This window comes from Sphingomonas sp. HF-S4 (assembly GCF_032911445.1).
GTDB lineage: Bacteria > Pseudomonadota > Alphaproteobacteria > Sphingomonadales > Sphingomonadaceae > Sphingomonas > Sphingomonas agrestis.
Window position 1 is genome coordinate 753,115 of sequence record NZ_JAWJEJ010000002.1, and the last position, 11,777, is coordinate 764,891.

Below are 11,777 nucleotides of genomic sequence, written 5' to 3' on the forward strand. Positions count from 1 at the left end.
CGAGCATCACGCTTATGCAAGACACTGTTGCAACCCAGGCGGATCAAAGGTGGTACCAGCGCGTCTTCGACGTCCGCCGCCCGTGGGTATGGCTCGCCTATCTGCCCTTGTACGGTATGACCTGGCTCTACCACACGCCGAGCACGTTCGATTTCATTGTCTCGATCGCCGGACTGATCGTCTTTCTCGCGCTCTATCTCTATGCGGCGCGATGCTCGGGCCGAGCGGTGATCCTGCCGGCGGTGCTGACCCTGGTGCTTGCGCTTGCGATGATTCCGTTCGGCGCAAACTGGACGGTGTTGGCGGTCTATGCTTGCTCGGCGGCGGCCGAGTTGCGGCCTGCGCGTGATGGCGTGCGGCTCGTTGCGGCGTTCATCGCGGTTTCGGTGGCCGCGGCGATCCTTCAGGGCATGCCTTGGTATGTCGTGGCGATGATGGCCTTGTTCGAGGCGATGGTAGTCTACAGCAAGATGGCGGGCATGGCGCTCGGAGAGAAGCACGGCGCCCTGCTCAAGGCGCAGGAGGAAGTCCGCCTCCTCGCGCAGGAGGCAGAGCGCGAGCGGATTGCCCGCGATCTCCATGATTTGCTCGGCCGCACTCTCACCCTGATCGCGCTCAAGAGTGACCTGTCGGCGCGGCTGATCGCCTCCGACCCGCAATGCGCCGAGCGCGAAATCCGCGAAATCGGCGAAGCCGCGCGCGGCGGACTTGCCGAAGTGCGCGCTACCGTGGCGGGCATCAGCCAAGCCGGTCTCGCCCGCGAGATTGAGGCATCGCGTGCCGCGCTGGCTACCGCCGGGGTCGCCTGCGAGATATCCGGCGAGGACCTCGCCGTCCCGGCCGCCAATGGCGCAGTGCTGGCGATGGCGCTGCGCGAGGCAGTGACTAACGTTATCCGCCACGCCGCCGCGACGCGCTGCCACATTGCACTGGAGCAGGATGCCGATGGCGTGCGCGTCAGCGTATCCGATAACGGCCAAGGCGGCCGCTTCGCCGAAGGCTCGGGCCTGCGCGGCATGCGCGCGCGGCTGTCGGCGGCGGGCGGGCGCCTGCGCGTCAAGGCGGGCGAGAGCGGCACCGAAGTGATGGCCGCGGTCCCGGCGGTCGCCGCGGCATGATCCGCGTGGTCATTGCCGAGGATCAGGGCATGGTCCTCGGGGCGCTGGCGTCTTTACTCGCGCTCGAACCCGATATTGAGGTGATCGGCCGCGCCCCCGATGGCCTCGCCGCGCTAGATAGCGTCCGTGCACTCGCCCCCGATGTCCTGCTCTCGGATATCGAAATGCCGGGCCTCACCGGCATCGAGGTCGCCGCGCGCCTCGCCGAGGAAGGCTCGCCCGCCCGCGTCCTGATCGTGACCACCTTCGGCCGCACAGGCTATCTGCGCCGCGCCATCGCCGCCGGCGTCTGCGGCTACCTCCTCAAGGACAGCCCGGCCGACAAGCTTGCCGACGCCATCCGGCAGGTCGCGCGTGGCGGCCGCGTGATAGACTCCGCTCTAGCCGCCACCGCCGCCTTTGCGCCGCCCGATCCGCTAACCGATCGCGAGCGTGCCGTCCTCCGCCTTGCCCAGGACGGCCAGTCGAACAAGGAGATCGCCCGCGCCCTCGAGCTTTCCCCCGGCACCGTCCGCAACTACCTCTCCGAAGCCGCCGCCAAGCTAGGCGCCTCCAACCGCGTCGAAGCCAGCCGCATCGCTCGCGAACAAGGATGGCTTTGACCGTGCGTTTAACCATCCGTCGCTGGCCACGCAGCATGTGCCGAAGCCCACGCGACACTCAGCCGCGCGGCACTCATAAGGGGCAGGGCAGCTCTCAGAATCGTCAGCAAACTGCTAGACGACCGGAATTGGGGCGCATTGTCGACCGGCCTGACGTGTAAGCCTTGGGTCGAGTCTTGGCCGGGAGTTGCCTGAAGGCTTCCATATCGCAAAGACGCGTTAGCTGCCGTCCGCGATCGCTTGATTGGGAAGACTAGCGAGAACTCGGCGCGGCGGTCGCCCGCCAGATCACGATTGACCGCGCGCCCGACAGCCATTCAGGTGCATCCCGATGCTGACCGATATGCAGTTCAAAGGCGCATGGCGCGACTATCAGGCGCGGGTGCTGGCGGAAATGGACAGCCACATCGATGATGCACGACTGCACATTGTCGCTGCACCAGGGTCTGGCAAGACTATATTGGGCTTGGAGTTGATGCGGCGGATTGGGCGCCCTGCGGTAATCCTATCTCCGAGCCTTACAATCCGCAACCAGTGGCGTGATCGCCTGTTTCCGTTGTTTCTCGACGAGCCTCACGGTTGGGACGCCCATATCTCAACTGATATCAACGCGGCTGCGACGATGACGATTACAACTTATCAGGCGCTGCACGCTGTCCATGCCAGCGGAGCAGCGCAGTTCGATGCCCTCGTCACAGCATTTGAACGTATGGGGCCGATTACTCTGATCGTCGACGAGGCACATCATCTGCGCCGCGAATGGTGGAGCGCGCTGTTCGCTTTGCGCGAACGATTGCAAGGCACGCTGCTTGTCGCGCTGACCGCCACGCCGCCCTATGATGCGCCGTTTGCCGAATGGGCCCGTTACGAAGCGTTGTGCGGACCGATCGATAGCGAGATCTCAGTGCCGGAGCTCGTTCGCAACGGCGACTTGTGCCCTCATCAGGACCATATCCATCTCTCGCGCCCCCATCATGACGAATGGGCGCTGCTTGTTGCGCGGCGTGAGGCCATCGAGCGCCTGACCGTAGCATTGACTGGCGATGCCGGGCTGATCGATTGCCTTATGGCGCATCCCTGGCTGGCTGATCCCGAAGCGCATGAAGAGGAACTGCTCGACCGCCCCGAATATCTGACCGCATTGATGATCATGATCCATGCTGCCGGAAGGGCCATTCCGCGAGCCGCGACAAACCTGCTCAGCATCGCGGACGCCGCTCTGCCTTCTTTGACTTCCGATTGGCTAGAGCGGCTTTGCAAGGCTTGCTCTATGACCCGCGCAGCAAGAGCGTTCTGGGGGACGAACGCTGGCGCGCGCTGCGCCGCGAACTCGATGGCCTTGGGGTGATCGAGAACGAGCGCGTTACCCTGCGCGAAACCAAGGCGATCTTCACTGCGGTGGCAGGCAGCGTTGCAAAGGTGGACAGCGTCGTCGAAATCGCGCGGGCGGAAGTGGACGCCCTCGGAGACGATCTACGCCTGGTCATCCTTTCTGATCGGGTCCGCGCCAACGAACTGCCAAGGCGCGTCGACGAGCCGTTTTCGCCAACGAAGTTGGGGGTGGTGCCGATCTTCGAGGCGCTGCGTCGAGCCAAGATCATGCCTGACGCGCTTGCGGTTCTTACCGGGAAACTGGTCGTCCTCCCGAAGGCGGTTTTGCCAGCTTTCGACACGGAACCGACGGCCATGCGAATCGATCTAGCTCGCCTGAACCGTCGCGCGCTTCCGGGATGCCCCGAGCATGTCAGCCTGGAAGCCCAGGGCGAGATCGGCCACGCCCTCGTCACCGTGGTTACGCGACTGTTCCAGAGCGGCGCTATCCGGGTGCTGGTGGGCACCCAGGCGCTGCTTGGCGAGGGATGGGACGCGCCGGCGATCAACAGCCTGATTCTCGCAAGCAATGCTGGCTCTTACATGCTGTCAAACCAGATGCGAGGCCGTGCGATCCGCATTGATCCCAACACGCCAGGAAAGGTGGCGGCGATATGGCATCTCGCAACTGTATTCCCCGGCGCATCCGGGGATCCGGCCATGCAAGAAGGCGATATCGCACTGCTCGCTCGGCGATTCGAGGCGTTCGAGGGAATTACCAACGGCTCCTCCCTAACGGTCGAGAGCGGAATAGACCGGCTGGGGCTCAATCTCGTAGCGTCTCCAGAAACCGAGAATGCCAGGACATTGGCGCGGGTTCGCGATCGTGAAGGGGTTGCAGCGAAGTGGCGGACTTCCTTGGGAGGCGCGACCGAACGCAGCCATGTCCGGCGCATCGCCGAAGCCCGCTACGCACCCCGCGCGCTCGCATGGCACGACACGTTGCATGCCTTGGTCGTCTCGGGCGTCAGCGGTGGCGCCCTGTCAGGGACGGGTGTCGTCCGTCAATTCATAGGTGCAGGCAGTTGGGTGACGCTGCTGATGATCTTCTTGGGCGCGACGTTCCTCTACTCTTTGCCCAAACTCTCGCGCGCCATGATGCTATGGCGAAGAAATGGCTCCCTCGAGCGAAGTCTGAGGCAAGTCGGCGAGGCGCTCGTCGCCAGCCTGCATCATGCCGGGGCGCTATCGCGGGATGAGACGGACTATGAAATTCTCGTCCAACCGACCCTCACGGGTCGCTACGAGGTGATCATAGATGGTGCCACCCGTGCAGAGGAGCGCGCCTTTCTCGACGCACTAGCCGAAGTGCTCGGGCCAGTGCAGAATCCGCGTTACCTGCTGGTTCGCGAAAGCCGGCTGTGGCGAGTCCGTCGCGGCGACTATCATGCGGTACCCACGCTCCTCGGCGCACGCAAAGAACGCGCCGAACATTTCCTTCACCATTGGCGGCAGCGTGTCGGACCGTCGAGGCTAGTCTACACCCGCACCGGCGATGGGCGCCGCACGCTGCTCCGGGCACGCGTCAATTCATTCGCGGCCGGTATGCAGCGGTTTCTCCAGCGGCGGTCCGTTTGGATGTAAGACGACGACGTCACGACGCCGGTCGCGGCGCGTATGAGAACTTTTGGGCGATGCCGACCGGTTTGTGAATGACTGTATCGGGGGCGTATGACGGCGACGCGGACACGCTCGAGGATGGAAACCTTCGAAAGAATGCTGAGCACGCGAACATAGAAGGGGGCAGGAGGAAGCGGCACCGCACGGGGGTTGCTTCATCTTCATCCGCTCGGCCGGCACCCGCCAGACCTTCTCGGCAAAATCGATCTCAGTCCACTTCGCCTCGCGCAGCTCACTTGGTCGCAGGAAGACGTGCGGAGCCAGCCGAAGCGCGTAGAGCGTCTCCGGTCGCCCCTTATAGTCCTCGATAGCGCGAAGCAGTTCGCCCACTTTCTTGGGCTCCACGATCGCGGCGTGATGCTTTATGCGGGGAACCGTCAGCGCGCCGCGTAGGATGTCGGCCGGATTCTTCTCCATCCGCAAGGTCGCGAAGCCATAGCGGAAGATGCGACCAGCAAAGACGCGCAATCGGATCGCCGTCTCATGGTGACCACGCCACTCCGCCCGTTTCAACACGTCGAGCAGCTCATGCGGGGTGATCGAGGCGATCGAACGCTTGGCGATTCCCCCTAGCAATTCGAGAAACCACCGGGCCTTCTTGATCGTAGGCGGCGGGCGGCCCTCCCGCTCCATCTTCTGGATGTACTCGGTGGCGACCAGCTCGAAGGTGGTCTTCGCCGCGAGTTCGGCTTCCAGGCGCTTCTGCCGCTTCTCAGCCGCGGGATCGCCGCCTTCCTCCACGTCGGCGCGCGCGGTCTCGCAGCCGGCGCGCCTGCTGCAAGCTCCCCTCGGGGAAGGTCCCGAGCGAAGCTTCCGCTCGACGCCGAGCACCTCGTATCGAAATCGCCAGAGCAGCGCGCCGGTAGGCTGCACCAACAGAAACAGCCCTTGGCTGTCAGAAACCCTATATGGAGGCGCTTCGGGCTCAGCGCGCGAAGCATGGTGGACCACGCCTCCCGCGATGTGCGTGGTCCACCGATTCGTGGTCCACTTTGAGTGGGCCACGGTGGAACCGTGGGACCCGCAGGAGCCAATATACCGCAGATTTCTGCGGTTTTCTACAATGTTCTCAATATGTACTGGTGCGCTTACAGGACTCACACTTGCTCTCATAAGCGGCAGAAAACCGTGGGTTTTTGGCTCAGCTGAATACCGTGGCCCCTGCGTGGCCCCATCCCAAAAATTGGTCCGGTCGTCGGACTCGAACCCTTGACGAGCGACTCGATTCAGGCCGCCTCGTGCGCGTTCACATCGGCGCTTTCGACGCGATTGAAAGGCCGGAATTGGGCCGTAAGCGGCCTGTCCGCTCTCGTTTCCATACAGGCGAAAACGGCCATAGCGGATATTGAGCCGGATGGGCGCCTCATCCCTATGATTTCTGGTAGGCTGGAACGGACTGGCTGCTCCATAGCTTCCTCCGATGAGACGTCCTGCGCTACAAGCTGCCCGAGGATGGAACTCGGGCGAACCGCCATCGCTCGAACTGGAATGTTCTTAGATGGCGGCTGAACGAGCGAGTATGTCCGCAGGTTTGATCTGGTATGATGTCAAAGCGCGGGGCGTCGCGGAGTCGAACCTTTTCCTGCGAGCCTTCTGGGCGGCCCTGCGGCAGCGCGTGGGATCTCATGCTTGGGCGTTCATGCCCAGCAAGGATGGTCACCGTCAGACGGTTACGTTTGGCAGAGCGTCGTTTCCACAGTTGGGCGTGGTCGGTTTCGGGATCAGCTACGCCCGGCGCGGCGTAATCGATCAGTTGTGGGTGCGACCGGAGGCCGGCACCGAAAATCTTCTCCCAGAAATCGCTGCAAGCATACGAGACGCTAAGGGCGCGTCCCAGTTACAGCCTGCTTGGATCAATGCGGAGATCGCAGTTTTCCCGCCTGTGAACATGGCGCGCTACGCCTCTGATCACCTTTCGTTAAAGGGGCTGGCGAGAGGGGCCATATGTCTTCGCCTTTACGTTTCGGGATACGACACGCCTGATCGCGAGGACGAGTTCTTAGCGATCGCGGAACCGATCTTGAATGCACTTTCGGTCTTCACCAACTGTAGTTTCCGGTACGGGCCGCTTCCCGTCCGTGAAGAGGTCGTCGAACTGGTCAACGACAGGTGGGCGCAGGTAGATTGGATCGACGGATCTCCGATCGTCGACGGTCGGCTAGCGATCACACCCGAGCAATTGAGGTATCTGGAAGGGCTCGCTGTCGCGCCCGGCGATGACCACGTAATTCGCGCCGCTCGGCTTTTCCACCAAGCGCTTCATCTCGACTATGGGCGCGACCCAACGCTGACAGACGCCGTTAGAACGCTGTACGTTTCAGCGCTGGAGGCGGCCAGCGCACAGGAAACAAATCCTTTGAAGTGCGAGGGATGTGGTCAGCCCATCTATGCGATCCGCAAACGCGTGCGCGAGGTTGCGAGACGCCATCTCGGCGAGGCGGCAGAGGGAATCATCGACCGAGCCTATAAAGCTCGATCTGGCTATCTCCACACAGGTAGCGTGTTTGGAAAACGTCCTTTTGGCCTCGGCATACGTCCTTTGCTCGACCCCGACGCGTCGTCAGGTTGCTATCTGCCTCATGGGTTAGATAACACCGTCACTGTGCGCGAGTTTACGAGCTTTATCCTGCGAGAGGTCGCGCGAAAGCAGGGACTTGAGACAACTCCGCCATAATTTACGCATTCTGGCATCTGCCTAAGCGCCGTCAACCGCGTCGGCTATAGCGCCCCTTAGCACCTCGGGTGTGAGCTGTGCGATCGGCCCGTGTGCAGCCCGCACCCGGACATCCTTAATCGCGAGAAGGTCGCCGTCGCTGGCGTCCCAAAAGTTTATTTCAAAAGAGAAGTCCTGTGGCTCACTGGCCTTGAAATGAGTGTTATAACATGGCTGAAACTTCCATACGAGTGCATGTTCAATATGGCTAATCAATTTAGTACGAAGCTGTTTATCGTACACCCACTCCACTGGTACGATCTGTTTGTTCGATGTCGTTATATTGATAATAGCAAATGATATAAACTTGTCGTGATCCTTGTATTCAGGATCGAGTAGACGTAGCAGAGCAATGTGTCCGCCCTCAAACCTATTCTTTTTAGACTCTGCCTTACCGACATACACGATCTCACCCGGGCCTTCATAGATCCGAGCTATTAGGTATATCGGTGTTGCTACATCTTCCACTTTAGGATGATGATACGGATCATCATTTTCCAGCTTGTTGAATATTTCCATGTTACGACGGCGATATTCCTCCACATCGTGCTGAATCTCAGTAGCGCGATAGGCTGGCAAGGTACGCTGAACCACGATATCAACTCGGGTAATATCCGTCTCTTCAAGCGTGATCCCGGAAAGAGATGTCGGCCTTTCGTTCAAGCGAACGATTCGTCGTGTCGTTATCTGTCCCGCCATTCAGATCCCTCTATTCGCAACGTGAGCACTTCGGCTGGGCTACCCAAGGCATATCAATTCGCAGCTATGGACATCGCCGGTTCAGCAGCTCGCCACGGCGGAACAGCAGGTTTCGGGGAAAGTCAAATCTGCATCGAGTGACCGGCAATGGACGCTTAGATGTCTGTCAGCTTCCCGCTAGGGCCTAGCGTCGAAAACTCGCGCTTAATCAAATCTCGGTACGCCTTCACGAGGAGGTACCTGATGCAGAAGTCTGAGGCCCGTACGCCTTACCCTGGAACGAGTGCTTCATTGGGGCAGATGCTCGGTCTTGCCGAGGCCTACCTCGCCGCCGCTTATAAATTGATGGACTACGAAACAGGCAATCCTCTTCAGTCGGCTCCAATGCGCCTCGTGTCGATTCAGGCAGTGGAGCTGTATCTCAACGCCTATCTGCTAAGCTCAGGTGAGTGCGCTGCAACCATTCGCGCACTTCAACACGACCTCGGCAAGCGAAGCGAATTGGCCATCAAAGCCGGGCTGGTCTTGAGAAAGCGAACCGAAGCGCATTTGCTAGGGCTCAGCAGCGCACGTGAGTACCTGACGAGTCGGTACGGTCCAGAATTGGCGCACAGTTGGTCTCAGCTGAGCGCTCTGCTTGCTACAGTGAAGGAGGTTTCCGAAAAGGTTCATCCTGCCGTTCGCGCCGCCATCACTAGACAGTTCGCAGAGCGGCCACGAGATCCCAACGCTGCGGCCTGTGCTGACGCAACTGGCGCGAAGTTGTAGCACCATCTTGCGTGTTGCCCGGACCGCATCTCCGACCCAAAAGTAAGCCGGCCCTATTCAAATCGACGACCGCTCCTGCGTCCCTCAACGATGCACGGGACGACTGATTTTAGGGCGCAAAGGTGGCGTTCCGCGGATACGCTGCTCTGTAGCGCTGTCGCCTCTGACTCCAGGCTACCACATTGGAGAGTGAATTTCGGATGGCACGATGCGCGTCGCCGAATGGACCTGCTGCGGCATCAGGACGTTGCTGCGCGATGGATCTTCAAAATGCGCTCAACGACATCGCTGAAGAAATCGCAGCCAACGCCGCGAAGCTCGAGGCTGAAGCGGATGCCAAGGATGAGAGCGCGGAGCCCGGACCCTTTGGCATCGCAGTAGCAACTCCGGATGGCGTGCTCACTGCCGGCGCGGCGGGGACGTTCTTCCCTATCCAGAGCATTTCGAAGGTGTTCGCGCTGGATCTGGCGATGCGTGCCTGTGGGGACCGGGTCTTCGAGCGCGTAGGGCGCGAGCCGTCCGGCGACCCTTTCAACTCGGTGATCGATCTCGAGCGTACCAAGGGGATACCGCGCAATCCCTTCATCAATGCCGGCGCGCTTGTCGTCGTCGATATGCTGGTGGGAGCGCATGCCAGCGAAGATACCGTCGTCGAGCTGGTCCGCGAACAGCTAGAGGGGCGGCCGCTCAAGTTGAACGACGCGGTCCTCCACGAGGGCGGGGATCTCAATCGAGCGATGCTGAGCTTCATGAAGCATCACGACAATCTCAATTCCCCGGTCGAGGAGGTGCTCTCGTCCTATGCCAAGCAGTGTGCCATCTCGGTCGACTGCGGCGGCTTGGCGCAAGCGGGGCTGTTCCTCAGCCGGACGCGATTGGATGCGGACAATGCAGAGGACGCGGAGCGCGCCCGGCGGATGCGTAAGGTGCTCGCCTTGATGATGACATGCGGCCACTATGACGGCTCGGGCGATTTTGCCGTGCGGGTCGGATTGCCCGCCAAGAGCGGGGTGGGTGGCGGCATTCTCGCCATCGCGCCCGAGCGCGCGTCGATCGCGGTCTGGTCCCCGAACCTCGATCAGCATGGCAATTCGATCCTCGGCGTTCGCGCACTCGAATTGCTGGCGGCCCGGACCGGCTGGTCGGTATTCGGACCGGCGATCGAGTGAGACCTGCCTTTGTCCGGGGGCTAGGATCGGAATAGGGGCATGACCACGATTGAAATAACGAGTGGAAAGATCGCTTTCTTATGGGTCAGCAACACGCCACCAACATCAACGCGGCTTCCGCCGACGAGCTTGATGCAGTCCCCGCGCTTCAGGGCCACGGCTTCGAAATCGTCCGCTATCGCGAGGAGAGGGGCCAGTTCACCGATCTTCGCCAACTCGACGAAGTTCCGGGTATGGCCGGCAAGGTCGATAGGAACGACCCCGCACTTACCGTGGAATAGAGCTGATTGAGGTGAGGAGACCAGCATGACCGAAGCTACATGGGGCGGCGACGCGATGTCGCCGGATATCAACTGGAGGATGAGTGCGGCGCTTGAGAACGTGCCGCGCGGCGATAGCGATCTTGCCGAGGTGACCAGCCTCGCTGGCGCCATTGTGGCCTGGCAATCGCTTGACCCGGAGCATTAAGCTGCGGCGATCCTTACGCCGGAACACCCGCTGGTCATCGAAGGCGCCTCCATTTCCTCCTTCTCGGGAGAAAGCCTCGCCACGCTCGCAGAGCGGCTTTCCCAGGCATCGCCTACTAGCTAGCGTCGGGCACACCAGCCGGCGCATTTGCGCGGTGCCGCGTACGGCATGGATTAGAGAGTATCGAGGATTTGCAGCGTGGCCTGGTCGGGGCTCCCGAACCAGCGGACAAGCGCCGCTTTGATGATCGGTCTGTCTGCCGCAGCGCTGAACAACGTCAGCGACGAGCGGAGTTTGATGGCATCAATGCTGCCGAATACTCGCTCCGCTGTCGTATCGGTGAGATCCTGAAGGGCGGCCACGCACTCCTCATAGCGTGTACCGAGCAGCGGATGCGCGAGATAGGCGCGGGCCTCGTCGATCGATCGGATCGCATAGCGCTGCGCGGTCGGGCTTGAACCCAGGCCGACGATCTGGGGGAAGATGAACCACATCCAATGCGTTCGCTTCGCGCCGCGGCGCATTTCGGCGAGCGCCTGGTCGTAGCTGGCCTGCTGGGCTTGTACGAAGCGGTTTAGGTCGAACGGGTCGTCTGCGTCGGCGCTGCTCATCGCTCCGACATGCCCGCGATCGAAGCCCTAGCCAAGCACGCTTGGATGCTCCCTGCTGCAGACTGCGATCAGTTGCTGCCTTCGCTGTAGAACATCGGATTATGCATCCATGCATCTACCGCGGACTCGCGCCAGCCGGCGCAGCGCGTGCTGATCTTGATGTTCCTGGGGAAGGTGCCGGCTTCCATTTTTCGGTAGAGTGTCGATCGGCACAGTCCGGTTCGGTCGAGGACGGCGTCGATGCGGAGGATCCGGTCGGGCGTTTCGGGGTTCGGCATGGCCTTGCATCCTGTGCGGCTTGTTGATGCTCAATGGCGAGAGTGATGCGGGCTATTCCCGTTGAAAAGAGGGTTCTGCGAAGGGTGCGGGCTCTGGCGTATCGGGTCGCACATAAAGGCGGTCAGGGCGTAGAACGGCATTTTCTGCCGTAAGTGTCATGACGTCTCACGCGTCGCGTGATCGCGCTCTACGTCGCTGATGCGCCGCCGAGTCGCACTGCGGCGTCTCGGTCCATTCGGATGACGATCACTGACGTTGGTGGCGGACAACATGCCCGCCCAGGCGGAACGCAGGGATCAGCAGAGCGCGCACTGGCGCTTCTTGCGAAGCCGCCAGAGGTCGCGGTGTTCTGGTTTCCG

The 11,777-nt window shown here is 61.4% G+C and carries 13 protein-coding genes; 9 read left to right on the forward strand and 4 right to left on the reverse strand.

Going from position 1 to position 11,777, the window contains the following annotated elements; all coding sequences use genetic code 11:
• The first annotated feature begins 14 nt into the window (after window positions 1-14).
• The 4 genes from RZN05_RS19575 (at window position 15) to RZN05_RS19590 (ending at window position 4,675) form a co-directional block, all read left to right on the forward strand.
• On the forward strand, window positions 15-1,118 hold the full coding sequence (locus RZN05_RS19575) for a sensor histidine kinase (RefSeq protein WP_317228360.1): 1,104 nt from the start codon (window positions 15-17) through the stop codon (window positions 1,116-1,118).
• Window positions 1,115-1,720 (forward strand): response regulator transcription factor, encoded by a 606-nt coding sequence (locus RZN05_RS19580; RefSeq protein WP_317228361.1) that lies wholly within the window; start codon window positions 1,115-1,117, stop codon window positions 1,718-1,720. The genes RZN05_RS19575 and RZN05_RS19580 overlap by 4 nt, the downstream gene beginning before the upstream one ends.
• A 331-nt stretch (window positions 1,721-2,051) precedes the next feature.
• Window positions 2,052-3,068 carry a DEAD/DEAH box helicase gene (locus RZN05_RS19585; protein ID WP_317228362.1) on the forward strand — a complete coding sequence of 339 codons (1,017 nt, stop codon included), beginning with the start codon at window positions 2,052-2,054 and terminating at the stop codon, window positions 3,066-3,068.
• Window positions 2,984-4,675 (forward strand): hypothetical protein, encoded by a 1,692-nt coding sequence (locus tag RZN05_RS19590; protein ID WP_317228363.1) that lies wholly within the window; start codon window positions 2,984-2,986, stop codon window positions 4,673-4,675. Before RZN05_RS19585 ends, RZN05_RS19590 begins: the two co-directional genes overlap by 85 nt.
• On the opposite strand, the gene RZN05_RS19595 is transcribed toward RZN05_RS19590, so the two are convergent.
• Window positions 4,622-5,824 carry a tyrosine-type recombinase/integrase gene (locus tag RZN05_RS19595; protein WP_317228364.1) on the reverse strand — a complete coding sequence of 401 codons (1,203 nt, stop codon included), beginning with the start codon at window positions 5,822-5,824 and terminating at the stop codon, window positions 4,622-4,624. The two genes, RZN05_RS19590 and RZN05_RS19595, sit on opposite strands and share 54 nt — an antisense overlap.
• Before the next feature lie 406 nt (window positions 5,825-6,230).
• Between RZN05_RS19595 and RZN05_RS19600 the strand changes: the two genes are divergently transcribed.
• Window positions 6,231-7,385, forward strand: coding sequence for a hypothetical protein (locus tag RZN05_RS19600; protein WP_317228365.1), 1,155 nt, complete (start codon window positions 6,231-6,233; stop codon window positions 7,383-7,385).
• Between the two features lie 21 nt (window positions 7,386-7,406).
• On the opposite strand, the gene RZN05_RS19605 is transcribed toward RZN05_RS19600, so the two are convergent.
• A complete protein-coding gene (locus RZN05_RS19605; RefSeq protein WP_317228366.1) occupies window positions 7,407-8,123 on the reverse strand; it encodes a hypothetical protein in 717 nt (238 codons plus the stop codon).
• Window positions 8,124-8,366: 243 nt separating this feature from the next.
• On the opposite strand from RZN05_RS19605, the gene RZN05_RS19610 reads away from it, so the two are divergent.
• From RZN05_RS19610 to RZN05_RS19625, 4 genes are all read left to right on the forward strand, one after another.
• Window positions 8,367-8,891 carry a hypothetical protein gene (locus tag RZN05_RS19610; protein WP_317228367.1) on the forward strand — a complete coding sequence of 175 codons (525 nt, stop codon included), beginning with the start codon at window positions 8,367-8,369 and terminating at the stop codon, window positions 8,889-8,891.
• Between the two features lie 257 nt (window positions 8,892-9,148).
• The gene (gene glsA, locus RZN05_RS19615; protein ID WP_317228368.1) at window positions 9,149-10,060 is read left to right on the forward strand and encodes a glutaminase A; all 912 of its coding nucleotides are present in this window, start codon (window positions 9,149-9,151) and stop codon (window positions 10,058-10,060) included.
• 80 nt (window positions 10,061-10,140) lie between these two features.
• The gene (locus tag RZN05_RS19620; protein ID WP_317228369.1) at window positions 10,141-10,341 is read left to right on the forward strand and encodes a ComEA family DNA-binding protein; all 201 of its coding nucleotides are present in this window, start codon (window positions 10,141-10,143) and stop codon (window positions 10,339-10,341) included.
• A gap of 25 nt (window positions 10,342-10,366) precedes the next feature.
• A complete protein-coding gene (locus RZN05_RS19625; protein WP_317228370.1) occupies window positions 10,367-10,528 on the forward strand; it encodes a hypothetical protein in 162 nt (53 codons plus the stop codon).
• A 173-nt stretch (window positions 10,529-10,701) separates the two neighbouring features.
• Here RZN05_RS19625 and RZN05_RS19630 read toward each other — a convergent pair whose 3' ends face one another.
• Window positions 10,702-11,139 (reverse strand): DUF1810 domain-containing protein, encoded by a 438-nt coding sequence (locus RZN05_RS19630; protein ID WP_317228371.1) that lies wholly within the window; start codon window positions 11,137-11,139, stop codon window positions 10,702-10,704.
• A 68-nt stretch (window positions 11,140-11,207) separates the two neighbouring features.
• The gene (locus tag RZN05_RS19635; protein ID WP_317228372.1) at window positions 11,208-11,417 is read right to left on the reverse strand and encodes a helix-turn-helix transcriptional regulator; all 210 of its coding nucleotides are present in this window, start codon (window positions 11,415-11,417) and stop codon (window positions 11,208-11,210) included.
• Window positions 11,418-11,777 lie beyond the last annotated feature (360 nt).

Excerpts from the sequence above, each read along its gene's own strand:
- RZN05_RS19580 (WP_317228361.1), top strand. The coding sequence starts at position 1,115 with ATGATCCGCGTGGTCATTGCCGAGGATCAGGGCATGGTCCTCGGGGCG.
- RZN05_RS19600 (WP_317228365.1), top strand. The coding sequence starts at position 6,231 with ATGTCCGCAGGTTTGATCTGGTATGATGTCAAAGCGCGGGGCGTCGCG.
- RZN05_RS19635 (WP_317228372.1), bottom strand. The coding sequence starts at position 11,417 with ATGCCGAACCCCGAAACGCCCGACCGGATCCTCCGCATCGACGCCGTC.
- RZN05_RS19575 (WP_317228360.1), top strand. The coding sequence starts at position 15 with ATGCAAGACACTGTTGCAACCCAGGCGGATCAAAGGTGGTACCAGCGC.
- RZN05_RS19605 (WP_317228366.1), bottom strand. The coding sequence starts at position 8,123 with ATGGCGGGACAGATAACGACACGACGAATCGTTCGCTTGAACGAAAGG.
- RZN05_RS19625 (WP_317228370.1), top strand. The coding sequence starts at position 10,367 with ATGACCGAAGCTACATGGGGCGGCGACGCGATGTCGCCGGATATCAAC.
- RZN05_RS19630 (WP_317228371.1), bottom strand. The coding sequence starts at position 11,139 with ATGAGCAGCGCCGACGCAGACGACCCGTTCGACCTAAACCGCTTCGTA.
- glsA (WP_317228368.1), top strand. The coding sequence starts at position 9,149 with ATGGATCTTCAAAATGCGCTCAACGACATCGCTGAAGAAATCGCAGCC.
- RZN05_RS19585 (WP_317228362.1), top strand. The coding sequence starts at position 2,052 with ATGCTGACCGATATGCAGTTCAAAGGCGCATGGCGCGACTATCAGGCG.
- RZN05_RS19595 (WP_317228364.1), bottom strand. The coding sequence starts at position 5,824 with ATGAGAGCAAGTGTGAGTCCTGTAAGCGCACCAGTACATATTGAGAAC.
- RZN05_RS19610 (WP_317228367.1), top strand. The coding sequence starts at position 8,367 with ATGCAGAAGTCTGAGGCCCGTACGCCTTACCCTGGAACGAGTGCTTCA.
- RZN05_RS19620 (WP_317228369.1), top strand. The coding sequence starts at position 10,141 with ATGGGTCAGCAACACGCCACCAACATCAACGCGGCTTCCGCCGACGAG.